This is a genomic window from Parafrankia irregularis (assembly GCF_001536285.1).
GTDB lineage: Bacteria > Actinomycetota > Actinomycetes > Frankiales > Frankiaceae > Parafrankia > Parafrankia irregularis.
The window spans coordinates 318,822-342,970 of record NZ_FAOZ01000004.1; the positions used below are offsets into that span (position 1 = coordinate 318,822).

A 24,149-nucleotide genomic window follows, 5' to 3' on the forward strand; every position below is an offset into this window, starting at 1 on the left:
GTCCCCTTGTCGGTCTTGCGGGGAGAGCCAGGAGGTCGTGCGGTCAGGTGACGTCGCGTCGATGCAGCAGTCGCTCGGCGGCGACACCGGCCACCGCGAGCCAGCCGCAGAACAGGGCGACACCCCACGGCATCGCGAGCACGTCGGTCGCGGTGTCCCGGTAGATGGAGGCCTGGGCGCCACCTGGCAGGAAGCGGGCGAAGTCCGGCACCCAGGCGTTCAGCGCGCTCTCCACGACCAGCGTCCAGATCAGCGTGATGATCACCGCGGGGACCTGCTGGCGGATGACCCAGCCCAGGAACGTCCCCCAGGGGGCGGACAGGGTCGAGACGAGCACCAGGCCGAGGCAGATGAGCCAGGTCTCGCGGTCGAGCACGAGGTCGTCCCCGCGCGCGCCCATCGCGATCCACCCGGTGAGCAGGCCGGTCGCCGCGCCGGCGAGGCCGAAGACGAGACCGCCGAGCAGGCTCACGGTCGCCTTGGCGGCGAGGACGTCCCGGCGCGAGCGGGTGAGCAGCAGCGACCTGCTGATGGTTCCCGTCCGATACTCCCCGGTGACCATGAGCACGCCGAACAGGGCGGCGAACAGCAGGTTCGCGAAGCCGAGCCGGACGACGTCGTGCGAGCCGGCGGCGAGGGTCGTCCGGCCGGCCGCGATGTCGTCGTGGACGACGCTGGAGGTGCCGAGCATGGACAGGGCATCGAGCATGATCGCGGTGAGCAGGAGCGCGGGCAGCAGCCAGCCGCTGCGTGCCTTCAGCAGCTCACTGCGGATCTGTCTGCGCATTGCTTCCCTCCCCGGACGCGCCGACTCCGGCCAACGCGGGTTTCGTGAGCAGGTCGAAGAAGCGCTCCTCCAGCCGGGCTCCGTCGCTGACCAGGCTGCTGAGCTCACCGACGAAGAGGACGCCGCGATTGATGATCGCAATGTCGTCGACGGTGTTCTCCAGCTCGGCGAGCATGTGGCTGGAGAGCAGGACGGTGCGCCCGGCGGCAGCCTGGTCACGCAGGAAGGTGCGCAGCCAGCGGACGCCCTCGGGGTCGAGCCCGTTGGTCGGCTCGTCCAGGACGAGCAGGTCCGGGTCACCGAGCAGGGCCGTGGCCAGGCCGAGGCGCTGGCGCATGCCGGTGGACCAGCCGCGCAGCCGGCGGTTCGCGGCGTCCGCCACCCCCGTCAGCTCCAGGACCTCGTCGACCCGGCTGTCGGGCAGCCCGATCGCCCGGGCGTAGACCGTCAGGTGCCGGCGCCCGGAATGCGCCGGGTTGATGCCGACGCCGTCCATGCTCACACCGACGCGGCGAGCCGGGTCGGTGAGGGCGGAGTAGGGGCCGCCGAAGACGGTGGCGCTTCCCGAGGTGGGGCGTACCAGGCCGAGCAGGCCGCGCAGCGACGTGCTCTTGCCCGCACCGTTCGGCCCGACGAGGCCCACGACGCGGCCGGCTGCCACCTCGAAGCTGAGGTCCTTGACGGCCACCGTCTCACCGAAGGCCTTGGTGAAGGCGTCGAAACGCACGACGGGTGTCACGACCCACCACCGCTTCGGTGGCTCACCGCCTGGCCGATGAGTACCCCCATGCCGGTGACCAGGGCGAGCATCGCCACGATGCCGACGATTCCCAGCGCGGATGTGGCGGCGTGCGAGCCACGAGGGGTGAACATGGCGATGACGGCGATGAGGAGGCCCATCCCGCTCACCAGCGCGGCCAGGACCTGCGGCCGGGTGGCCGCGGAGAGAGCGAATATCCGACTCATCAGTGTTCTCCTCACCCGGGTGCAAAGGTGCGAAGCCGCACGGGTGCACGGGCAGCGACAGGCCCCGGCCTGATCGGGTCGGATCGTGCCGGACCAGACCAGGCCGGGTCGGTCAGATCAGGTTGGTCAGGTGGATCAGGTGAGCGCGAGCGCGATCGCGCCGCCCACGACGCCCACCGTGATGGCGCCGGCCTCGGCGCCGATCCAGAACGCGCGCCAGTCGAAGGGGGCGTCCAGAGCCTCGAGCTCGTCGACACCCAGCTCCAGCAGGTCACTGTCGAGAGTGTTCATGTTTCACCTCCAGACGGAATGGACAGGTCTCGATTACGGCGGTACCAAAGGGGTACGGAAGCGGGCGGCTACCATCCGCCCGCTTCCGTCCTCCTTTTCAGGTGGAGCCGAGGGCCCCGGTCGATCAGGTGATCGCGATGCCGATGCCGATACCGGCGCCGGCAGCGCCGGCCACCGCGACACCGACCCGGAATCCCTGCCAGAAGGCACCCCAGTCGAAGAGGGCCTCAAGGGACTCCAGCTCCTCGACGTCCAGCGACAGCGACGGGGTGTCGGTCCCGGGCCCGGTCAGAACGGACGCGAGCATCTCTCACCTCCTTTGCTGTTCACCGGTCGTATGAGGGAGGCCGACATCAGGTGATGGCGATGCCGATGCCGACACCGGCCGCACCGACGCCGACGACGGCGACACCGGCGCGGAAGCCCGACCAGAAGGCGTCCCAGTTGAACGGGGCCTCGAGCGACTCGAGCTCCTCGATGTCCAGCGAGAGCAGCTTCGTGTCGAACGGGCGCTCAGCGGTGAGAACAGACATGTTTGCACCTCCTTTCCGGTGTTGGGAGCGAACGGCCTGGTGCCGAACGCGGATCAGGTGATGGCGACGCCGATGGCGATGCCGCCGTAGAGGGCGGCGCCGCCGACAACCGCGCCGGCACCGAAGCCGACCACGTAGTGCCACCAGGCCGGGGCCTCGAGGTTCTCCAGCTCCTCGACGGCCAGGTCGAGAGAAGGAACGAACTCCATGAATTTCACCTCCGCGTAGATTGAGCCTCATCGTCAGGCTCACTGTTTTTACAGAGAGGTTTTCAGTCGCGCTGTGCGCTTCTGTTTCCCTGTGTCTCCAATAGTAGGAGGTCTGCTTTTCTCTGTCAGTGAACCGATGGTGAACTCGCGCGTTCCGGTGCCGCCGTTATCTGCGGGTTATCGCCTGGCCGCGCTTTCCGTGGGAAACCGCACTTCGCCCCAGCCGGAACCGGCCGCGACGGACGAGGCGGCGGAGGATGGCATGGCGCCGGATGGCATGGCGCCGGACGGGATGGCGGCGGACGGGGCGGCGGCGGACGCGCCGGTCGCCGCGGCGGCCAGCATGGCGAGGGTCATGTGCCGGTACCACCCGGTCCAGCTTCGGACCCGGTAGCTGTCCAGCCCGACCGTCGCCCTGGCCCGCCGGACGCCGTCGCGCACCGCGCCGGTGCGGCGCGCGGCGTCGACCAGCTCGTTGAGGGACGTGCCCCGCGGCACGTGGCAGGCGTAGAAGAGTGGCTCCGACTGTGGCCTGCGCCGCAGCAACAGACGGTGATCCCAGCGGCCGCCGCGGGACGGGCGGACCCGTATCTGTGCCCAGGCCTCGCCACCTTGCCGACGGTCGGCGGCGGCGGCGAGCGCCGCAGCGGTGACGCGCCGGCCGATGGTCGTCCCGATGGTCGTGCCAGGGCCGATCCGGGCCACGAACGCCACGTCGTTGCGGGCGAGCCAGGCCCGCAGCCGGTCGTCTCCGCCGAGCGCGGGCCCCAGCAGGATCCAGCGCACCGGCAGCCGTCGCGTGGCCCGCGCCACCAGCTCCGCCGCCAGCTCCCGCGAGCCGCCCTGCTCGTGGTCGTCCGGGACTCCGGCGGAGCGGCGCAGCCTGCGGTCGGTGTCCCAGGGGCTTGGCAGGCACAGCTCCCGGTCCACCAGGATCGAGCGCTCGCCGGTGGCGTACGCGGCGAACACCGCGACCTGGCAGCTCTCGACCCGTCCGGACTCGGCGAGGTAGCGGGGGGCCGCGCCGGCGAAGCGCGGTCCCCGGCCGGGCAGCACCACCTCGTCGACGACCAGCGCGGCCGCGGCGTGGACGTGCCGCTGGCGCACGTAGCCGAGCAGGTCGTCGCGAACGAGGTCGGCGTCCCAGCCGGCGGCCGTCAGCAGGCGCTGCATACCGTCGGGGCTGCTCTCACCGGCCGCGGCGGCGAGGGCCTGGCCGTGTCGCGCGCCGTCGACCGAGACCAGCCCGCGCAGGTAGGCGAGGGCTCGCCGGCGTGGCTCCGGCCGGCCGAACCGATGCGCGACCCGGGCATGCAGAAGATCCAGCTCGTCCGCTGTCTCCTGTGGCTGCGCCAGGTCCTCGACGCTCGACCAGGGATCAAGGATGGCTTCCGTGGTCATCCAGCACACCTCCAGCAGGCTCAGGCCATGGCGGTGGCCGGCCGGGCGGCGAGCCGCGGCCAGTCCGCCCGGCTTCGAGGGGATGTCAGATCAGGGGATGCGGAAACGGGTGGATGGTGCGGTCGGGAACACCACCCGGGACGGCCAGGCGGTCCGGCGCGTCGTCGATCCGGCCGCGCAGCCAGGTGAACTCGTGCCGCTCATCCATGCGCAGGGCGTGCAGGCCCACCGGTATGACCTTGACCGCGTGCCAGCCCATCGCACGGATCGGCGCCGGCAGCCGATCGGTCAGGTCGACGACCGTCGGCCGTCCCCCGTCCTGGGCGAGATCCTCCACCAGCTCGGCGACGGAGGCCGCCGTGGCGTCCGACGATTCCCGAGGCACCCGGCCGCGCTGGCCTTCGAGGAAGCTCTCGGTCCACCGCTCCACCGCGTCGACCGCCTCGGGGGTCGTCCACAGACGGGCTCGGTCGAGATCGCAGGAGACCGGCGGGAGTGACGCGGTCAGGTCGTCGCCAGGGCCGCGGCCCCCGCGGTGCTCGGGGTTCTCGGGGTTCTCGCGTTCGTCGGGGTACCAGCCGCAGACGCCGCGCAGCACCTCGCGGACCTGGAAGGTCTCCCGGAACGCGCCGAGCGCCGCGTCGGCGCGGCAGGTCGAGGCACGGGAGCCAACGGCTGCCAGCGGACGCCGGGAGCCGCGGTCGACGAGCACCGCGACGACGCACTCGACACCTCGCAGCGCGGTCGGGATGGCGCCGAAGGACACCGACAGACCCAGCTCGTCGGCGACACGCGCGAGCCGGCCGAGCTCCCGGACCGCCGCCGGCCTGGTCGTCGTCGCGTTCACCAGGCCGGCCAGCTCGACCCGCTCCAGCCGTAGCTGGGCCGCCCAGGCGACCATGACGGCGTCCCGCTCGACGATCTCGTGCAGAGCGTTGCGCAGGGCCATCTCGGCGCCCGCGCCGGCCGCGGTGCCCGACGGGGTGGGGTCGAACCAGCGCAGCGAGGCCGTGTCGGCGGCCGGGTAGTCCACCAGAGCCGTCGGGACGGCCACCGGCTCGCCGCTGACCAGGTCCCGGCCGGTCATCCAGCGCAGGGCGGTGGGGTCCGCGGCCGGCGAGCCGAGGGCGACCCGCGGGTCGGCGAACGGCAGCGGCCGTCCCTCGGCCTGGCCTGCCTCGACGGTCTGGCCTGCCTCGAAGGTCTGGCCTGGACCCGCCGGGGGGCGCAGCGCGAACCGTTCCACGGCCTCGCCGGCGCCGCGCAGCAGCGCGTCTCCGGGACGCAGCCCGGCCGCGCCGACCAGGTGCAGCGGGTAGTCGTCGGATTCGAGGCCACGGTGCCCGGTAGCGTCCAGACCGCCGATGTCGACGGCCACGGTCCACAACGGCTGGTCCGCCGCCGGGGGAATCATCGTGGTGCCGCGGGCGATGCCCGCCGCGCGTTCGAGGGTCGCCCGTGCGTCGATCACACCATCGCTCCTTGCTGGCTCCGGTCCGGCTGGCTCCGGTCCGGCTGGCTCAGGTCGGGCTGGTGCCGCAGCGACTGCCGCAGAAGCTCACGGATCTCGGCGCCGCTGATACCGGCGAGCGGCGGAAGCCCGCCACCGAAGGCGTTCGTCACCTGGCGGGCGATCACATCCAGGACCGGTGCGCTGGGGGTCGGGCACGGTGACACGCCCCAGCCGGCAGCAAGCCGCCGCAGGCCGTCCCCGGCGTCGTCGCCGAGAGCGGCCGAGCTCGCGGCGCGCACGGCGTCCCACACCACGGCCAGGCGCTCGGGGTGGCCGAACCGGCGGTCGCCGCTCGCGACGCGCGCCCACACCCCGGCGGCGGTCGGCACCGTCGCGACCATCTTGCTGACACCGAGCACACTCGAGACCTCGTTGGCGAGGTACCAGGCGCGCCCGCCGAACGGATCGCGTCCGCACAGCGCCCAGCTGGCGTGGGTGTACGCGGAGAGCTCGGCGGCCGCCAGCCGCTGCGCCGCGGTGGGCTCGGCGGCCGCGGCGAGCTGATCGCCGAGACGGACCAGTTCGGTGACGAGGGCCAGCCCGGCGGCGTCGCCGACCGAACGCGGCAGCTGGCTTCCCACCAGCGGGCCCATCAGGCGCATCAGCGCCTCCAGTACCCCTTCGACGAGCATCGGACGGGGCAGGCCGCTGGTCGCCTCGGGATCGAGGACGGCGATCTCGGCCCGCATGCCCGCACAGATCGCCAGCCGGTGCCGGTCCTGGACGTCCACGCAGGCCACCGCACTGATCTCGGAGCCGGTGCCGACCGTGGTCGGCACCAGGACCCGCAGCGGGAGCGGGGCCGCAGGCAGGGACGAAAGCGCAGGCAGGGATGAAGCCGCAGGCAGGGACGAAAGCGCAGGCAGGGACGAAAGCGACGACGGAGATCCGGGCGGGAACGGGAGTGCGACGACGCCGGCGCGGCCGGTGCGCAGCCGGGTGAGGGCGGTACCGTCGGCCAGCGCGAGCCAGCCGAGCTTGACCAGGTCGAGCAGGCTGCCGCCACCGACGGCCGCGACCGTGTCGAGCCGTCCGGCCGCGGCCTCGTCGCGCAGCCAGGCGGCCATGGCCGCCACCTCGGCCAGGCCGGAGCGGCGTGGCTCGACCGCGATCATGCTGATGCCGGGATGCTCCCGGAGCAGCCCGGTCACGGCCGGGCACGCGGCGACACCGACGTCCACCACGAGCCCGACGGCCCGTCCCGCCTGGCACTGCTCGTCGACGACCCGCATCAGCGCGCCCGGCCCGGCCACCACCCGGGTCGGGCAGCTCCACTGCCACCCCGGGGCGGCCGGTGCGGCGTCGCCCGGTGCCGAAGTGATCATCTCGCCACCATGACGCCCGGTGTGGCGTGCCCGGAGTGACGGGCCGCGCGGAGCTGGTCGACGCGGCCGGTCCAGACGGCGGTCAGTCCCCGCTCCACGCAGTCCAGGAGCTCGGCGAGATCGTCGTCCGTGTAGATCAGCGGCGGCACGAGCTGGATACCGGCCGGCCCCGGGTGGACGGCCGCCCCCGCCAGCCGGATCGCCTCCAGCGCGGCGACGACGTCGTCCGGCGTGTAGGGCTCGCCGTCCGGGCGGACCAGGCTGAGATGACGGAAACAGCCCCGGCCGCGGTGCGCGACGGCGGCCGGGTGCCGGTCCACCAGCTCGGCCAGCCCGGCACCGAGCCGCTCGCCGAGGGCCGCGCCGCGGGCGACCACGTCGTGCTGGCGCATCTGAGCGACGGTCGCGGTGATCGCCGCGCAGGTCGGCGGGGTACCGGCGTTCGTCTCGCCGTGCGCCAGCACCGCGTCCGCCTCGTCGAAGGCCGCCCGGATCTCGTGCGACACCACGACCGCCGAGCCCGCGCAGGTCCCGTTGGTCAGTCCCTTGGACAGGACCATCACATCGGGGGTCGCCGGCCAGGCCTGCGAGGCGAACCACGTGCCGGTGCGGCCGAACCCGGTCGCCACCTCGTCCGCGACCAGCAGGAAACCGTACTGTTCCCGCAGCGCGATCAGCTCGGCGAGGAAGTCGTCCGGGATCTCGTGGGCGCCGGTGCCCAGCACCGGCTCGACGACGACCGCGCCGATCTGCGCGCCCGCGCCGGTCACCAGCCGGCGCAGCGCGGCGGGGTCGGTATGCCCGACATGCCGGACGAACCTGCGGTCGACCAGGTAGAGATCCTGGGCGAGATCCTCGCCGGTCAGTGCGGAGCTTCCGTAGGTCAGCCCGTGGTAGCTGTCACGCAGCCCGACGACCAGGCGGCGGCCCGGCTGGCCGCGCAGCGCCCAGTAATGCCGGACGATCTTCATCATCGCGTCGTTGGCAGCGCTGCCGGACGTCGAGAACAGCACCCGGCCGAAGGTGTCCGCCCCGCAGAGCTCCACCAGCGTCCGCGCCGCCTCCAGCGCCCACGGGTGGCTGCGGCGGAACAGCGTCAGGTAGGACGCGTCGAGCATCGCGCGGTGCACGGCGTCCGCCACGGCCTGGTTCCCGTAGCCGATGTTGACGTTCCACAGCCCGCTGCTGGCGCACAGGGCGTCCACCCCGTCCGCGAAGCGCAGCCGCACCCCGCTGGCGCCCAGCACCCGGGCATTGGACGAATCGAAACGGCTGGGTGGGGACAGCAGCTGCCACAGCGGCTCGACGTCGCCGTCGACGGCCGGGTCGACGGCTGGGCCGAGGTCGAGTGTTCCCGAGGTCATGACCTTGCTCCGTCCGGGTCCGGGTCTGGGGAGGGGACGCACCGCAGCAGAAGGGTCGAGCGGTCGGGCTCGCGGCCGCCGGCGATCTGCTCACGGCCGACGACGGTCAGGCCGGCGGCGGCGAGCTCGCGTTCGAGATCGGCGACGTCCAGGAGGCGTACCTCGCTGGTGAACAGGCGATGATCGACGGTGCCGGCCGGATCGACCTCGGAACGGAACGCGCTGATCAGGCGCTGTTGCCCCGGGCCGTCGATCCACTCGACGAGGACCACCATCGACCCGCCGGGCCCGCCGGGCCCGCCGGCCGCGGGCACGGTCAGCACATGGGTGTTCTCGCGGACCGGCTGGGCCAGCATCGGACCGCGGCGCATCTGGAGGGTGCTGAACAGGAACATGCCGGTCGGTGCGAGGTGCCGCCTGACCGCGCCGAACATGGCGGCCCGCCCGGCCGCGTCCAGCAGCGACACCGAGGTGGCGCCGAGCACGACGGCGTCGAAGCGGCGTCCCAGGTCGAACCGGCTCATGTCGCCCTCGACCAGGGTGAGCGGACCGTCACCGTGCCCCGCCGCCGCGGCCTTCGCGCCGAGCAGGCGCAACATCATCGGTGACTTCTCCAGAGCGACCACGTCGTGGCCGTGGCGCAGCATCGGCAGGGTCAGCCGGCCGGAGCCGGCAGCCAGCTCGAGCACCGAGCGCCGGGTGCCGCCCAGCGCCGACAGCAGTTCGCTGATCTCATGCTGGTCCTCGCCCCCGAGCAGGTCGTAGAGGACCGAACCCCGCTCCGAGTAGATGTCCTCGACCGCGAGCGCGTCGCCGAACATCCGGATGAGGGCGCCGGCCGTACCGGGCCGGTCGGATCCCGGTCGGTCGGGCCCCGGTCCGGTGGCCTGGGTGGCGAGTTCGGTGGCCGTCACCGCGGTTGCCTCGACGGCGGCTTCGGCGCTCACCGGGATGCGCCAGGAGCGGCGGCGACGGCGACGGCTTCCCGGGCGGCGGACCGCGCGACGATGCCGGCGAGGTCGACGCCCGAGCGCGCGAACGTGGCGATGAGAGTGGCGAAACCACTGCGTACCGTGTCGGCGGATGCCCTGGTGTGGCCGCATGCCAGCTCGACCGCACGCTCGCCGGAGCCGACGACCAGCAGGATCTCGACCATCGCGGCCGCGGCCGGGCTGATCCGGAAGACCCGCAGGTCGCCCGCCGTCACGAGCAGCGCCGCGGAGCGGTCGCCCACGATCAGCGGCGCGTTCGGCGCGTCGACGTCCGCCAGTTCGCCGGCGAGCGCCTCGACCAGCCGGCCGCCGAAACCGGAGACGGTCGGCCTCCTGATCCCTTCGCGCTGGGCCCGCCGCAGTGCGTCGATGCTCCACAGGAACCGTGACAGCCACGGCCGAACCTGGCGGGCCTGCCTCGACACCTCGGCCGGGACGACCTCGGCCAGACAGGGATCGTCCGCTTGGACCCCGTCGAGGATCTCGGTGCGTCCCGCGAACGCCTGCTCCAGCGGCTGGAAGCCGGCGGCGGTGAGGTGACCGAAGATCGCGCCGCCGGGAGCTGGGCGAACCGTCCCGTCGGCGGCGACGAACAGACGGCGGCCCAGCCGGCCCGCGCACGGGTGCAGTGTTCCGAGCGCGCAACTGTCCGCGAGCTGGACCAGCGGGTGCAGCAGGTGTTCCGGGAAGTCGCCGCGGCTGCGGGCCGCGTCCGCGTCCTCGAGGAACACCGAGTAGTCGATCTCGGAGGTGATGCGCAGCAGGGTGGGGCCGACGAGCGACAGGTAGGCGCCGGACGCGTAGTCGAAGGTCTGCAGGAAGAAGTCGTCGCCGATGAGGAGGTCGTCACCGGGTTCGGTGGCGGAGCCGGCGTAGCGGACGAGCGAGCCCACGACCGCGGCCGGTACCGGCGTGCCCGGATCGGCCGGGGTGAACACCAGGGTCTGGAAGTCGGCCAGACCGGTGTCGGGATCGGTGACGGCGGCGAGATGCTCGGCTGAGGCGAGCACGATCTCCTCCGGCCCGCTGCCCGGCCCGGTGCCCGCCACGGCCGCCGGGTCGGCGGTAGGGGCGGCAGCCGGGGCGGGACGCTCGTCCCCGTCGATCGGTGCCCGGCCGCCGGTGGCCCACCGCCCGAGCCGCCCGCTGATCGCCTGGATGTGCTCGGCGCTGCCGGGCTCGTCCAGCAGCAGGCCTGGTGCCAGGGTCAGGAGCTCGCCTGACATCAGGCCGTCCTCGGTCGTCCCCGCGCGCAGCGTGACCCGCTGGCCGCCCGCCTTCGAGGCGACGCGCTGGACGTCTCCCGGGCCGAGCGCACGCAGGTCCAGCTCCAGAGCGATGTGGCGGCCGAGGGCCAGCAGCCCGATCGCCTGAGCCGCCCCGCTGATTCCGGTGACCCGGATCTGGACGATGCCGGCGGCCTCGGCGAGCTCGGCGACGGTGCGGACGCCGGCCTCGTCGATCAGTGTGGCCGCCAGCGTCGCCGACCAGCAGGGTGTCGCCGTTCCGTCGGCGATGGCGGTGAGGCCGGCCAGCGAGGCGAAGGAGACCAGCCGGCGCCGGACGTCCTCGACCGATCCGGACAGGCCGTGCAGGGGAACCGGCGAGGACGGCATCTCCTCCTGCGACCGAAGCCATGACAGCTCGGCCGCCAGCAGAGTGGCCGGTCGGTCCGCGAACGTGCCGTCCGCGTTCTCGGCCACCAGCGAGATGCCGACCTGGGTGACCTCGTGCGCCGGTGAGACGCCGTCGAGGTACGGACTGCGGTCGAGGTCATCGGCCTGCCACGGCACCGAGAGCTGCGCCAGCAGGCCGGCCAGCGCCCCCGGACCAGCCTCGTCCGCCTCGTCCGCCTCGTCCGCCTCGTCCGCCTCGTCCGGCTCATCCGCTGGTCGGCCGCCGTCGGCGACGCCCGCCGCCACCCCGTCAGCGGCCGTCGCCACCGTGGCTCGCCACTTTCGGCCGCAGTAGGCGTCGTCGCATCCGCAACGGTCGATCCAGATGACCTCGCCTTTTGTCGGTCGGGCCGGAACCGTGGATTCCGTCGGTATTTCCGTGCCGACCGACGGCGGGTTGTGCAGGCCGTCGGAGTCCTGCGCGACCAACGCACGCAGGTGAGGCAGTGAACAGGCCGACTCAGCTGTGTCGACCACATAGCCACGGCTCGCCAGAGCGGCGTGCGTGAGACGAAGCGGCCAGCTGGGCCGGGTTCCGAGGATCTCGGTCACCTGGCCACTGCTGTGTTTCCGCAAGTCGAGGAGGGTGAAGCGGCGCAACTGAACACCTCCGGTGTGTGGCTGTCGTCGCGGCAGGGAACGCACGCGAGCGTAACTATGGCCACCTATTACCGTCGATGTCTGTCCTCCCCGGTGTCCCCAAAAAAGGCGACACGGAGCGGGCTGCATGTTCATCGTCCGTTTACGGTCTGTAGCTCGTGAGTAAATATCGTCTCGTTACTCTCGGCAGCCGGCCTACCGAAAAGGAGATATCGTGGTAGATCATGTCTGCCCGTCATCCCTGAGGATCGGAGTCGTTGGTGACCGCCCGCTCTTCGGCTGGGCGGTCCAGCAACTTCTGATTCGTGAGCCGGACATGACAGAAGCTCTTCTTGCCAGAAGTGGCGATGATCTACAAAAAATGCTACGAGCTGCGGGCGCCGTCGACCTCGACATCGTTATCCTCGACTTCGGTGCCGGTGCGGCCTCACCGGTCGAGGCGGTTCGCGGTGTCAGGTCAATCGGCCGTGTACTCGCCGTTTCGGAGTCGCTGGACGGCGAAAAGGCGTTTTCTCTGCTGAAAGCCGGTGCCTGCGGCTATATATCGAGCAGTGCGCCCTGTTCGACCTTTGCGGTCGCGGTGCGGGCGGTCGCGATGGATGGATTCTATCTGCCGTCCCCGCTCGCGGAGGCGTTTTTCGTGGATCGGGCGCTCGATGCGCCGGCTGCGGACACTGTCCGTCCACGGCTGTCCGAGCGGGAGGAGCAGGTGCTTGGATTGATTGCGGAAGGGCTGACGCATGGCCAGATCGCTACGAGGCTGGGCGTTGCGGTCACCACGGTCAACACCTATGTGCGGCGTACCCGGGCCAAACTGGCGCTGGGGAACAAGGCGGAACTGGTCCGGGTCGCCCTGGAGCGGCAGCTGAGCCCGGTGGCGATGCAGGGCCCGGTCGCGGTCAGTCCGCTGGCCAGGCCGGAGACCACCGAACTGGCGAGATCATGGTCTGGTGCCGCCTGGTAGGGCCCATGTAGGGTTGTTGCAGGTGCGCCGGGAAGCCTGGTCGGCAGTTCAGTGCGTTGTGCCCGAAATCGTGAGGCTCGGGGGTTCGTCTCCGTGGACACGAAGGGCCGCCGGTGATCGGAATTATCTGATCATTCTTTGCGGCCCGGGCATGAGTGCGCTCCGAACCGACCGAGAAGAGCTGCCGATGCCCGATCCGTCCCGCCGTGAGTCGCGTGGAAGTACCGGACCCCACCCGTCCGCCCCTCAGCCGCGCCGGTCACGGTTGCTGGGCCTGCCGAGCTGGCCGCAGGCTCAGCACGTCGCGGGCATCCTGCGCGACGAGACGGTCGGCGGCATCCTGCTGCTGGCCGGTGCCCTGATCGCGCTGATCTGGGCGAACTCGCCCTGGCGGGAGTCGTACCACTCGCTGGTCGAGACCAGCTTCGGGCCCGGTTCGCTGCACCTGCATCTGAGCCTGGAGCAGTGGGCGGCGGACGGTCTGCTGGCGATCTTCTTCTTCGTGGTGGGGCTGGAGCTCAAGCGGGAGTTCCTGCTGGGGGACCTGAGGTCGGTGAGCCGGGCGGTGCTGCCCGTCGTCGCCGCCGTCGGCGGGATGGTGACCCCCGTCCTGATCTACCTGCTGGTCAACACGGTGAGCGCGGACGGATCATCCACCGGCTGGGCGGTGCCCACCGCGACGGACATCGCGTTCGCCGTGGCCGTGCTGGCGATCATCGGCACGCACCTGCCGGCGGCGCTGCGGTCCTTCCTGCTCACGCTGGCGGTGGTCGACGACCTGCTGGCGATCGCGATCATCGCGCTGTTCTTCACCGATCATCTGAGCCCCGGCCCGGCGCTGGCCTCACTGGCTCTCATCGTCGTGTTCGGGCTGCTGGTGAACCGTTCGGTCCCGCGGTGGTGGCTGCTGGTGCCGCTCGCGGTCGCCGCGTGGGCCTTCATGCACGCCTCGGGGATCCACGCGACCATCGCCGGGGTGCTCCTGGGCTTCACTGTCCCGGCTCGCCCCGGCCCCGGGGAGCAGGCGGGGATGTCGGAGCGCTTCGAACACTTCTGGCGCCCCGTCTCGGCGGGCGTGGCCGTGCCGCTCTTCGCGCTGATGGCTGCCGGTGTCTCCCTGCTCGAAGGTGGCATCGGCGGGGCGTTCACCGATCCGATCGCCATCGGGGTGGCGCTGGGCCTGCTGCTGGGCAAGCCGACCGGGGTGCTGGGGTCGACCTGGCTGCTGGCCCGGTTCACCCGGGCCGAGCTGGATTCGGAGCTTTCCTGGTGGGACGTCTTCGGCGTCGCGCTGCTCGCCGGAGTCGGCTTCACCGTCTGCCTGCTGCTCGGTGAGCTCGCGTTCGACGACGACGCGGGGCAGGCGAATCACGTCAAGATTGCGATCTTCGCCGGCTCGGTGGCCGCGGCGATGTTCGCCACGATCGTGCTGCGCGCACGCAACCGGGTCTACCGCCGGCTGGCCGCCGAGGAGACGGTCGACCTCGACGCCGACGGCATCCCCGACATCTACCAGGCCTCCGAGGCCGACCAGCGGGGCCGGTGACCGGCCTGTCCGTGGCCGTCGCCTGTCCGTGGGCCGTCGCCTGTTTCGCGCCGCCGCCTGCCCGGGCACCTGCTCCGATGTTTGTCGCTAAGACAGGTGCCTGCCAGGGGCGAGGTAGGCGAGACTCGCATGGTGACCGAAAACAAGAGTGCACCTAGTCAGATGTTAGATCTTTCCGGTCGGGTGGCTGTCGTCACCGGTGGCAGCAGGGGAATCGGCCGGGCGGTCGCCGAGGGCTTCGCCGCGGCCGGCGCGGACGTCGTCGTCGCGAGCCGAAAGCTCGACGCCTGCAAGGCCGCGGCGGCCGAGATCGAGGCGGCAACCGGGCGACGTGCCCTCCCCGTCGCCTGCCACGTCGGCCGGTGGGAAGACTGTGACAGCCTCGTCGACACGGTCTACGCGGAGTTCGGTCGCTGCGACGTGCTCGTCAACAACGCCGGAATGTCGCCCGTGTACGACGACCTGCCCTCGGTCAGCCAGGCGCTGTACGACAAGGTGCACGCCGTCAACGCAGGTGGGCCGTTCCGGCTGAGCGCCCTGATCGGCACCCGCATGGCGGCCGGCGACGGCGGCTCGATCATCAACGTGACGACGGCCGGCTCGCTGCGGCCGAACCCGAGCGACCTGCCCTACGCGATGGCGAAGGCAGCCCTCAATGCGCTGACCCTCGGCCTGGCCGGGGCCTGGGCGCCCAAGGTGCGGGCGAATCTGGTCCTGCCCGGGGCGTTCGACACCGACATCACCAACGCCTGGGGCCCGGATGCCAAGCGCCTCGCCGCCGAGATGAATCCGATGAAGCGGATCGGCGTGCCCGGCGACATGGTCGGCGTCTGCCTCTTCCTCGCGAGCGACGCCGCCGGCTACGTCAACGGCGCCCAGATCCTCGTCGACGGCGGCCTGTTCCGAACACTCTGACCAGCCGGCGGAACGTGGAGGCCGCGGAGCGGCTCGCCCCTCGGCGGTGGTGACGGCGACAGCGGTGGCGGTGGCGGTGGCGCGAAGAGTGAAGGATTTTGGTCGTTCTGGCGACCATAATCCTTCACTCTTACCCGGAAGCGGCGGCGTTCGCCGGGCTACCGATCCTGGCGGGCGCGGATCTCCTCCCAGCCCGCGCCCGGAAAAGTGACAGAGGCGTCCGAAAGTCGAATCGTTCCCATCTGTTGAATGAATGACGGTCGGGTCGCGACCGGTCGCCGCGGGCTTGATGGTCGCCGCGGGCGGCTCGTGCCTCCGCCAACATCAGCCCGAGACGGTTTCAGGGTGACCGGCTAGGCCTCAATGACCCCCGTGGCCAGCAGCTCAAGGGCCCGCCGTTGGCCCTCTCGGCTCGCTGGGTGGACGAAATCCCACCCCCGTAGGGGCTCGGTGAGGTTCACGGGAACGACAACTAAAGGGCTCTTCGTCGCTCTTTTGATGACCGCCCCTCGAAGGCTTGCAAAACTGGCAAAGTCGTGGATGTCAAGAGATCTGGAGGAAGAGAAACGCGGAGCCCTTTAGTCTCATGAATGGAACATCGGCGCCCACGTCGATAGTTGACCAGTGCTGTCAGAAACCCGAAGATCGACCAGGCGAAGAGCCCGCAGCCAGCAACCCGCAGCTGCCGCTGCGGCTTCCGGGCAAGCGCGATTTTGCGACAGGCTCTTCCAGCTTCCAGCGACGAGGATTCTCAGATCTCGTCCCGGCCGCGCCAGCTGTGGCGGTGGTTATCCCGGGACGCGGCGCGGGTGCGGGTGTGGGTGTGGGTGTGGACGCGGCGCGGGTGCGGGCGCGGGTGTGGACGCGCTGCGGCTGCCGGCTCGCTGGCGGCCCCGGTGCCGACCTGGCCGGGGCCGCCAGCGCCCTCATCAGCTCTTGGCGGCGTTCTTGGCGGACAGCCTCGCGACGATGGCGGCGAAGTCGTCGGTCTGGAAGGACTGCTCCTCGGCGGTGTTCGCGTAGTCGAGGCTGGCGAGCACGGCGCGTTCCTGGTGGATGTTGAGCAGCCGCTTGGTGGCCTCGACGGCCTGCCGGGGCAACTCGGCGATGCGCTTCGCGCAGGCCAGGGCCTCGGCCAGCGGGTCGGCGGCGATGTGGTTGGCCAGCCCCATCTGGATGGCGCGCTCGGCCGAGATGCGTGCGCCGGTGAAGGCGTACTCCTTGGCCAGGTGCAGGCTGGTGTTCAGCGGCCAGGTGAGCGGGCCGCCGTCGGCGGCCACCAGCCCGACCTGGATGTGCGGGTCGGCGAGGAAGGCCTTCTCGCCGATGTAGACGATGTCGCTGAGGGCGACCAGGCTGCATCCGAGGCCGACCGCGGGGCCGTTCACCGCGGCGACGACCGGGACCCGGCACCGCACCATGTTGAGGACGATGTCGCGGCCGTGTGCGATCGACTTGGCGCGCAGCTCCCGGTCCTGGAACAGCTCGTTCAGGTAGGTGAAGTCGCCGCCCGCGGAGAAGGCCCGGCCGCTGCCGGTGAGTACGGCGGCCCGGACCTCGCGGTCCTCGTTCAGCTGTGGCCAGAGCTTCGCGAGCCCGGTGTGCAGGGCGTCGTTGACGGCGTTGAGCTCGTCGGGTCGGTTCAGAGTGATGATCCGCAGCGACCCGTCGGCGCGGACTTCGATCTCCTCCGGCATGTCGTACACGTCATACGTCCAATCCGCTGGTCCGGGTAGCGATGGTGTCGGTGGCCGGCCCCGGTGCGTGGCCCTCGACGATGCCCACCGGACGCCGCGTGGTCACCGCGACGATCCGGAACCGCATCTTCTCGTCCCCAACGCTTGCAAACTACATTCTCGCTGATGGCGAATCAACTTCTGTTCTCCGAGAATGATGTTGGCGACCCTCGGCGTTGCCCGGCCGGGGTCGGGGTGTCCCGTTGCGGCGGTCGAATGTCGGCTGACCTGGGCGGACACAAATTTCTGGCCAGGTGGCCCGGATAGCCTCGACTGTGTTGTCCAGTCATCGGCTCCTGTGTCCTGGGTGACTGTTAAGATCCCGTTCGATCTGCTTATTGTATTTTTCCTCGGTAACGGATGCATGTACTACGGGGAGACGATGATCAATATGCCATCGGGCGCGCCCATGGGTGAGCCAGGCAGGCCGGAGTCCGTGCCGGGCGCCGTTTTCTCTCCGCTGGTCCCACAGGATCCCCGGGTAGTCGGCGGATACCTGATCCGGGCCCGGATCGGCGAAGGTGGCATGGGGGCGGTATTCCTTTCCTACACACCTGGCGGGCGGCCGGTGGCGCTCAAGGTGGCCCGGCCGGAGTTCGCGGCCGATCCGGAGTTCCGGCGCCGATTCAGGACAGAAGTCGCTATCGCGCAGCGGGTGCAGGGCCTCTACACCGCCCCCGTCATCGACGCGGATCCCGACGCCCCGCAGCCATGGCTGGCCACGGCGTACGTCGCGGCACCTTCGTTGGCTGTGACGGTCGGCCGCCAGGGTGCGTTGCCGGTGGAGACCGTCCTGGTCCTGATTGCTGGTGTGGCCGAGGCATTGCAATCGATTCACGCGGCCGAAATCATTCACCGCGACCTCAAGCCGGGAAATGTCATACTGGCTGCTGACGGCCCCCGGGTCATCGATTTCGGAATATCCCGGGCCGTCGAGGCCTCCTCGGGGGCCATCACCCAGACCGGGGTACGGGTCGGTACCCCGGCCTTCATGTCTCCCGAACAGGTCCAGGGGGCACTCCTCGGCCCGACCGTGGACATTTTCGCCCTGGGTGCCACTGCCTACTACGCCGTGACCGGAGAGCTTCCGTTCGGGGCGGACGCCTCGGTCTTCTACCGCATCGAGAACAAGCCACCGGCCTGGGATCGTTGCCCGGACCAGATCCGCGGGCTCCTGGAAGTCTGTGTGGACAAGGATCCGGCGCGCCGGCCCTCCCCGGCGGCGCTGATCGACCTGTGCCGGGAGGCATCCACCGACGAGCGGCTGCGTATCGGCGAGGGCTGGCTACCGGCCACCGTGGTCGCGGATCTCACCCAGTACAGCCTCACCCCGCCGCCGCCACCGCCGGTGCCACCGGGCGGCCCCATCGGCCATGCTCCGACCAGCCCCGTTCCGCCGGGTTCGTCGCAGTGGGGCCCGCCGCCGGTGCCCCCAGTTGCTGCACCTTCATCTGCTGGGTCTCCGCGCGGGAAACAGCTGGCCTGGGCGGTCGGTGGTCTGGGCGCGGCAGCGCTCCTTCTGGCAATCGTGTTCACGGCGCTGAACAACGACTCGTCAGACAAGGGGGCCACCGGTGACGGCCTGACGCCCCGGACTGTCAGTGCCGGCGAGCCCACCTTCTCCGGCGAGCCCACGTTTTCCAGCGAGCCCACGAGCTCCAGCGGCTCCACGGCGACCCGTGGCAGCGGCCCGTCGCCGGACACGAGTGCAGGTCCCGCTTCCCAGGGCGTCGATCGTTACCTTTCCGAGTTCACTGCGCTGGAGAGCGCCGGAGCGGTGGAGACCGGAGCCGTGGCGGTGAACGGCCAGCAGCAGACGCGTAGCATTCTCATCCGGGCCGTGGGTGACAAGTATGCCGCAAACTACCGCGTCGGGAAGGTCGACTACGATCTCGGGCGTCATTTCCAGAAGTTTCAGGCGGTGGTCGGGCTTGCGGATGACGCTCGTAGTACTGCGGTGTACCAGGTCAGTATCTATGGAGACAACCAACGGCTGGCCGATCATACGATTCGGCTCGGTGAATCCGTCCCGATCGACATCGATGTAAGGGGAATCCTGCGACTCCGTCTCGAGATCACTCATACGGACGGAGACACCGGTGAGGGATACTCCAGGTATGACTCGCGGGTGGTTTTCGGGGAGGCGAAGGTGATCGGCTCCGCGGACGAGGTTCCCAGCTGAACCGTCACGTCACCTGAACCTTCAGGCCATCGGAGCCAGGAGCCAGGAGCCAGGAGCCATGGGCTGTTGGCCGCGGGCGAGGGGCTCGGCGAGGGGCTTGGCACGCGCGGGACCGAGCCTTCGGACAGCGGTGTGCCTCCACATCGGTCGGCGGAGGCGAGAGGACGGGCAGTCCGGCGGGCATCGGGCCTGACATCGCCGTGCCCGTGCTGCGGCGCCGGTGCCGCAGCAATGCGGCGCGGGGCCGACCGGTGGCGCGTGGCGGCCTCGCCGTGTAGTCAGGATATGGGTGTTTATCGCGAACGGTCGGCCTGCGCCGACCGCCTTTGGCCTGCCCCGGCCGACTTCTGCGACCGACTACCCACGCCTACGGACCGACTACCCATGGGAGGGTGCCGCGTGCCCCGCTCAGACATTCCGGTGTTCGACGCCGATAATCACCTGTACGAGACGCGTGAGGCGTTGACGAAATTCCTGCCCGACCGGTACAAGGGTGCGGTCGACTATGTCGAGGTCCGTGGCCGCACGAAGATCATGGTTCGTGGTCAGGTCAGTGAGTACATCCCGAACCCGACCTTCGACGTCGTGGCCCGGCCCGGTGCGCAGGAGGACTACTACCGGAAGGGAAACCCCGGCGGGCTGTCCCGGCGGGAGATCTTCGGCAAGCCGGTGAAGTGCATCGACGCCTGGCGAGAGCCGGCCTCTCGGCTCCAGCTGCTCGACGAGCAGGGGATCGAGCGCACCCTGATGTTCCCGACGCTGGCGAGCCTCATCGAGGAGCGCATGCGCGACGACCCGGATCTGGTGCACGCCGTCATCCACTCCCTGAACGAGTGGCTGTACGAGACCTGGCAGTTCAACTACGAGGGCCTGGACCGCATCTTCACCACTCCGGTGATCACCCTGCCGATCGTGGACAGGGCGATCGAGGAGCTGGAGTGGGTGCTGGAGCGCGGTGCGCGCGCCGTTCTCATCCGGCCTGCGCCGGTCCCCGGCCTGCGCGGCCCGCGCTCGTTCGGCCTGCCGGAGTTCGACCCGTTCTGGGAGCGGGTTCAGGAGTCGGGCATCCTCGTCGCGATGCACTCGTCCGACAGCGGCTACTCGCGGTACCAGAGCGAGTGGATGGGCTCGAGCACCGAGATGCTGCCCTTCCAGCCGAACACGTTCCGCATGCTGCAGTCCTGGCGGCCGATCGAGGACGCGGTCTCGGCGCTGGTCTGCCATGGTGCGCTCTCCCGCTTCCCGGGCCTCAAGGTCGCGGTCATCGAGAACGGCATGAGCTGGGTCGCCCCACTGCTCACCGCGATGAAGGCGCTCTACAAGAAGATGCCGCAGGACTTCCTGGAGAATCCGGTCGAGGTCGTGAAGCGGAACATCTACGTGAGCCCGTTCTGGGAGGATGACCTCGGCGAGCTCGCGCAGCTGCTGGGCGAGGACAACGTCCTGTTCGGCTCGGACTATCCGCACCCGGAGGGCCTCGCCAACCCGGTGAGCTACATCGACGAGCTGTCCCACCTGCCCGAGGAGCTCGTCCGCAAGATCATGGGTGGCAACCTCGCCCAGCTCATGGGCGTCGGCGTGCCGGCCTGACGAGCTCGGCCCGGCGCCGCATCGATGAGTGCGGCGCCGGGCCGCGGTGCTGACCGCGGTGCCGACCGCGGCGGTGCCTGACCGCGGTGCCGGGCCGCGGTGCCTGACCGCGGTGCCGGCTCTGGTGCTGACGGCGGTTCGCTCAGGTGTTGCGGCCGCCGTTGACGCCGATGACCTGCCCGGTGATGTAGCCGGCCTCCTCGGAGATGAGGAAGGACGCGGCCGCGGCGATGTCCTCGGGCTTGCCGGGGCGCCGGACGGGGGTGAGGTCGGCGTGCTTGTCGACGCTTCCGCCGAGCAGGCCGCGCTCCTCGGACGCCCGCAGCATCGGGGTGTCGACGAAGCCCGGCGGGATCGTGTTGACGGTGATCCCCTTCGGCCCGAGCTCGAGGGCGAGCGACTTGGTCATACCGATCAGGCCGGCCTTGGTCGACACGTAGTGCACCATGTACTGCTGCCCGGACTGGGCGCTGGACGACGAGATGTTGACGATCCGCCCCCAACCCGCCTCGATCATGTCCGGCACGGCGTTCTGGGTGCAGTAGAGCGGCCCGCTGAGGTTCACCGCGATGATCCGGTCCCAGACCGGGTCGGTGATCTTCAGGAACTCCTTGAAACCGGTGATCCCGGCGTTGTTGACGAGGACCAGGATGGGGCCGTAGGTGTTCCGCACCTTTTCGAGCGCGGCGTCGACCTTCGCGCGGTCGGAGACGTCGACAGCGAACGCGGTGGCTTCGCCGCCCTTCTGGCGGGCCTCCTCGGCCACGACCTGGGCGGCCTCCTCGTTGAGGTCGAGTACGGCGGTCGCGAAGCCGTCCTCGGCCAGCCGGAGGCTGATGGCGCGCCCGATGCCCGAGCCACCCCCGGTGACGACTGCCGTGCGTCGTTCGGTCACTGTGCCGAACCTCCCTGTGGTAGCTGGTTGCTACGTCGCTGTGATCCCTCGACGGTGCGAGAGCGAGTGAACCACCAGGCGGTTGACGCGCTCTCGCACCATGCGAACAGCATTACGCGACGGGCTCCTCGCCGGCCAGTGATGCACGGTGCATCAGTCTGGAGGACGTCGGTCCGTAGGGCAGGGCTCGGTGCAGCATCCCGGTGTTGTCCCAGATCACCAGATCGCCCTGGGTCCAGCGGTGCCGGAGGACGAACTGCGGCTGGGTCGCCCAGTCCAGCAGGCGGTCGAGCAGCGTCCGGCCCTCGTCCGCGGGCAGGCCGACGACCTCGCCCGCCGTCGACCCGACCAGCAGCGACTTACGCCCGTTGCGGCGGGTCCACACCACCGGCTGCTCCCGGGTCGGGTTGCGGTCCCAGGCCGCCCGTTCCTCGGGCGAGGGGTCGGGGTTGGCCACGAGCTGGGAGGCGGCGAAGCTGTGCAGGGCACGCACACCCTCCAGCCGCGCCTTCTCCTCGTCGGGCAGCGCCTCGTACGCGGCGTAGGTGTTGGCGAACTCGGTGTCGCCCTCCGTGCTCCCCGAGATCTGGCGTGCCGTGAGCAGGGTGGCCTTGTCCGGCACCTCGCCGGTGGTCCCGTCGATGTGCCAGTAGAACGTGGCCTCGCGGTACGCCGCCAGTTTGCTCTGCGACGCGTCGCGGGTGATCCGCTGGATCTCCTTGAGCCGGTGGCCGCCCATCGGCAGCGGCAGGACATTTCCGAGTAGCCGGCCGAAGGCGACCAGGCTCTCGTCGTCGATGTCGGCCTCCCGGAAGACGACGACGCCGCTCTCCTCCAGGGCCGCGAGGGCGTCCGCGGCGACGCCCTTGTCGACGAGCTGGGTGCCCGTCAGGCCGCTGAACTCCGTCCCCGTGTTCGGGGTGATCTTCTTTGTGGTGACGCCCATGGCGCGGTTCGCCTTCTCAGAGGGCCGGTTCGACGGCGGTGTCGAAGTACGCGGCGCCCGAGTCCGGGATCCGCGGCTGCTTGAAGATGTTGACCGGGTAGGAGGTCATGATCATCGAGTAGAGCAGGTGCAGCAGGCGGGTGTCCTGGTCGGACAGCGCGTGCACGTCGCGGGTGTCGAGATAGGCGATCGCGTCCTCGGCGAGCGGGGCGACCGCGTCGTAGAACGCCTGCAGCTCGTCGATGGTCTTGGACAGCCGCTTCTGGTAACGCTCCTCCCGGGTGGCCAGCGCCCAGTCGGCGACCCAGGGCTCCAGGGCACTGAACCGCTCCGGCAGCGAGACGCTCCCGGCTGCGTTCCCGGATTCGTCCACGGTGGTGGTCATGGCGGCGGGCCCCTCTACTTCTCGCTGCCGGCCTGGTGCGCCGCGACGGCGTCCCGGACGACCTTGTGGAACTGGCGGATCATCAGCTCCATGTCGGACAGGTGGAAGGTCTGCAGCGCCCGGTTGTTGAGTTGCGACCAGGTCGCCTCCACCGTGTTCGTGTCCTGCATCGCGAACTCGACGGTGCTGTCGACGACGAGCTCCTGCGCGAGCCGCTCGGAGGCGGTCTTCGGCTCGGGGAAGTAGATGTCGACCTCGTAGGCGTGGGTACCGACCGTCTCCGGGATGTACTGGTAGGTGATGTAGTAGCCGCGGCCCCAGAGCTGGATCGACAGGTTCGGGAACAGCCAGTACTGGTCGTTGCTCCAGGCGCGGATCCCGCCCGGGTTGCGGTTGTCGGCCAGGTGGCCGAGATCCTCGCGGACGTCGTCCGGGCCGAAGAGACCAGCCCGGAACAGCCGGTAGGCCCAGTTCATGTCGCGGGCGGCGGGGCCGACCGAGCCGTCCTTCTTCTTCAGGACGGGCGGGCCGGGCACCGAGGTCAGCATGTGCGGGGTGAACAGGTCGTAGTGGTAGGAGTCCATCGGCGGGACGAGCTTCTCCGCCTCGGCCACGTTGGTGTTCAGGAACCGGCCGTGGACGTAGGCGGGGTGGTACCACTCCAGCAGCGCGTCGATGCCGATCTTCCAGTTGCCCTTGACCTTGGTCCGGAAGGACCAGTGGTTGGTGAACTTCTCGAACGGCCAGCTCTCCAGCTCGGAGACGAGCTTCTCGCCGAGGAACTCGCGCAGCGGTGGGGCGTCCTGGCTGAAGTTCACGAAGATGAACCCGGCGAAGACCTCGCAGCGCAGCGGCGGCATGGCGAGCTGGTCGTCGGGCAGCGACTCGAAGAACTCGTTGCGCTTGGTGACGTAGGTGCACTTGCCGTCGAGGCCGTAGCGCCAGCCGTGGTACTTGCAGGCGAACTGCCGGGCGGTGCCCTGGGTCTCGTTACCCGGGTGCTCCTGCCAGACGACCTTGTTCCCGCGGTGCGCGCAGATGTTGTGCAGCGCGTACACCTGCCCGTCCGTGTGCCGGGTGATCACGATGGAGCCGAGGCCGACCAGCTCGCGGGTGAAGAACGTGCCGTTGCGGGGCAGCTGCTCCACCCGGCCGACCTTCAGCCAGGTCCGCTTGAAGATCGCCTCCCGCTCGGCCTGGAAGAACTCCTCGGAGATCGAGTCCTCGTAGTCGACCGGACCGGTGTCGAGATCCGGGTAACCCGGCGTGTACTTCCCACGACCGGTCGCCAGCCGTTCCTGGATGGCCATCGGCTTCATCCCCTTTCACGGAA

23 protein-coding genes are annotated in these 24,149 nt (G+C 70.3%); 5 read left to right on the forward strand and 18 right to left on the reverse strand.

Annotation, left to right across the window (positions count from 1 at the left end; translation table 11 throughout):
* Positions 1-43: 43 nt before the first annotated feature.
* From AWX74_RS08425 to mpaB, 13 genes are all read right to left on the reverse strand, one after another.
* A complete protein-coding gene (locus AWX74_RS08425; RefSeq protein WP_091273387.1) occupies positions 44-787 on the reverse strand; it encodes an ABC transporter permease in 744 nt (247 codons plus the stop codon).
* Positions 765-1,526, reverse strand: coding sequence for an ABC transporter ATP-binding protein (locus AWX74_RS08430; protein WP_091273389.1), 762 nt, complete (start codon positions 1,524-1,526; stop codon positions 765-767). The genes AWX74_RS08425 and AWX74_RS08430 overlap by 23 nt, the downstream gene beginning before the upstream one ends.
* Positions 1,523-1,753: a hypothetical protein gene (locus tag AWX74_RS08435; RefSeq protein ID WP_091273391.1), complete on the reverse strand. Its 231-nt coding sequence runs from the start codon at positions 1,751-1,753 to the stop codon at positions 1,523-1,525. The genes AWX74_RS08430 and AWX74_RS08435 overlap by 4 nt, the downstream gene beginning before the upstream one ends.
* A 135-nt stretch (positions 1,754-1,888) precedes the next feature.
* Positions 1,889-2,044 (reverse strand): daptide-type RiPP, encoded by a 156-nt coding sequence (locus tag AWX74_RS39875; RefSeq protein WP_165615524.1) that lies wholly within the window; start codon positions 2,042-2,044, stop codon positions 1,889-1,891.
* Positions 2,045-2,168: 124 nt separating this feature from the next.
* Positions 2,169-2,351, reverse strand: coding sequence for a hypothetical protein (locus AWX74_RS08440; protein WP_054570840.1), 183 nt, complete (start codon positions 2,349-2,351; stop codon positions 2,169-2,171).
* 46 nt (positions 2,352-2,397) lie between these two features.
* Entirely contained in the window at positions 2,398-2,577 is a 180-nt protein-coding gene (locus tag AWX74_RS08445; protein ID WP_054570841.1) for a daptide-type RiPP, read from the reverse strand.
* A gap of 53 nt (positions 2,578-2,630) precedes the next feature.
* Complete coding sequence (locus AWX74_RS39880; RefSeq protein WP_165615525.1) at positions 2,631-2,786, reverse strand: daptide-type RiPP; 156 nt, start codon at positions 2,784-2,786, stop codon at positions 2,631-2,633.
* 177 nt (positions 2,787-2,963) lie between these two features.
* A complete protein-coding gene (locus AWX74_RS08450) occupies positions 2,964-4,187 on the reverse strand; it encodes an IS701 family transposase (protein ID WP_091273393.1) in 1,224 nt (407 codons plus the stop codon).
* 85 nt (positions 4,188-4,272) lie between these two features.
* Positions 4,273-5,658: a YcaO-like family protein gene (locus AWX74_RS08455; RefSeq protein ID WP_091273394.1), complete on the reverse strand. Its 1,386-nt coding sequence runs from the start codon at positions 5,656-5,658 to the stop codon at positions 4,273-4,275.
* Positions 5,655-7,025: an iron-containing alcohol dehydrogenase gene (locus AWX74_RS08460; RefSeq protein ID WP_091273396.1), complete on the reverse strand. Its 1,371-nt coding sequence runs from the start codon at positions 7,023-7,025 to the stop codon at positions 5,655-5,657. The genes AWX74_RS08455 and AWX74_RS08460 overlap by 4 nt, the downstream gene beginning before the upstream one ends.
* Positions 7,022-8,389, reverse strand: a complete 1,368-nt coding sequence (mpaD, locus tag AWX74_RS08465) for a daptide-type RiPP biosynthesis aminotransferase (protein WP_091273398.1) — start codon at positions 8,387-8,389, stop codon at positions 7,022-7,024. The genes AWX74_RS08460 and mpaD overlap by 4 nt, the downstream gene beginning before the upstream one ends.
* Positions 8,386-9,336 carry a daptide-type RiPP biosynthesis methyltransferase gene (gene mpaM / locus AWX74_RS08470; RefSeq protein ID WP_165615526.1) on the reverse strand — a complete coding sequence of 317 codons (951 nt, stop codon included), beginning with the start codon at positions 9,334-9,336 and terminating at the stop codon, positions 8,386-8,388. Before mpaM ends, mpaD begins: the two co-directional genes overlap by 4 nt.
* The gene (gene mpaB, locus AWX74_RS39885; RefSeq protein WP_193209775.1) at positions 9,333-11,609 is read right to left on the reverse strand and encodes a daptide biosynthesis RiPP recognition protein; all 2,277 of its coding nucleotides are present in this window, start codon (positions 11,607-11,609) and stop codon (positions 9,333-9,335) included. The genes mpaM and mpaB overlap by 4 nt, the downstream gene beginning before the upstream one ends.
* A 262-nt stretch (positions 11,610-11,871) precedes the next feature.
* On the opposite strand from mpaB, the gene AWX74_RS08475 reads away from it, so the two are divergent.
* From AWX74_RS08475 to AWX74_RS08485, 3 genes are all read left to right on the forward strand, one after another.
* Complete coding sequence (locus AWX74_RS08475) at positions 11,872-12,621, forward strand: response regulator transcription factor (protein ID WP_091273403.1); 750 nt, start codon at positions 11,872-11,874, stop codon at positions 12,619-12,621.
* A gap of 187 nt (positions 12,622-12,808) precedes the next feature.
* The gene (nhaA, locus tag AWX74_RS08480) at positions 12,809-14,167 is read left to right on the forward strand and encodes a Na+/H+ antiporter NhaA (RefSeq protein WP_091273759.1); all 1,359 of its coding nucleotides are present in this window, start codon (positions 12,809-12,811) and stop codon (positions 14,165-14,167) included.
* A gap of 129 nt (positions 14,168-14,296) precedes the next feature.
* Positions 14,297-15,082 (forward strand): SDR family NAD(P)-dependent oxidoreductase, encoded by a 786-nt coding sequence (locus AWX74_RS08485; protein ID WP_091273405.1) that lies wholly within the window; start codon positions 14,297-14,299, stop codon positions 15,080-15,082.
* Positions 15,083-16,011: 929 nt separating this feature from the next.
* Here AWX74_RS08485 and AWX74_RS08490 read toward each other — a convergent pair.
* Positions 16,012-16,788 (reverse strand): enoyl-CoA hydratase/isomerase family protein, encoded by a 777-nt coding sequence (locus tag AWX74_RS08490; RefSeq protein WP_091273408.1) that lies wholly within the window; start codon positions 16,786-16,788, stop codon positions 16,012-16,014.
* Positions 16,789-17,182: 394 nt separating this feature from the next.
* Here AWX74_RS08490 and AWX74_RS08495 point away from each other — a divergent pair, with 394 nt between their 5' ends.
* Positions 17,183-19,000, forward strand: coding sequence for a protein kinase domain-containing protein (locus AWX74_RS08495; protein ID WP_091273411.1), 1,818 nt, complete (start codon positions 17,183-17,185; stop codon positions 18,998-19,000).
* Positions 19,001-19,399: 399 nt separating this feature from the next.
* Positions 19,400-20,590 carry an amidohydrolase family protein gene (locus tag AWX74_RS08500; protein ID WP_193209774.1) on the forward strand — a complete coding sequence of 397 codons (1,191 nt, stop codon included), beginning with the start codon at positions 19,400-19,402 and terminating at the stop codon, positions 20,588-20,590.
* Positions 20,591-20,732: 142 nt separating this feature from the next.
* On the opposite strand, the gene AWX74_RS08505 is transcribed toward AWX74_RS08500, so the two are convergent.
* The 4 genes from AWX74_RS08505 to AWX74_RS08520 form a co-directional block, all read right to left on the reverse strand.
* A complete protein-coding gene (locus AWX74_RS08505) occupies positions 20,733-21,485 on the reverse strand; it encodes an SDR family NAD(P)-dependent oxidoreductase (protein ID WP_054570853.1) in 753 nt (250 codons plus the stop codon).
* A 112-nt stretch (positions 21,486-21,597) separates the two neighbouring features.
* Complete coding sequence (locus AWX74_RS08510) at positions 21,598-22,431, reverse strand: TauD/TfdA dioxygenase family protein (RefSeq protein WP_091273417.1); 834 nt, start codon at positions 22,429-22,431, stop codon at positions 21,598-21,600.
* 16 nt (positions 22,432-22,447) lie between these two features.
* Positions 22,448-22,816: a hypothetical protein gene (locus AWX74_RS08515; RefSeq protein WP_091273419.1), complete on the reverse strand. Its 369-nt coding sequence runs from the start codon at positions 22,814-22,816 to the stop codon at positions 22,448-22,450.
* Between the two features lie 14 nt (positions 22,817-22,830).
* Positions 22,831-24,126: an aromatic ring-hydroxylating oxygenase subunit alpha gene (locus tag AWX74_RS08520; protein ID WP_091273762.1), complete on the reverse strand. Its 1,296-nt coding sequence runs from the start codon at positions 24,124-24,126 to the stop codon at positions 22,831-22,833.
* Positions 24,127-24,149 lie beyond the last annotated feature (23 nt).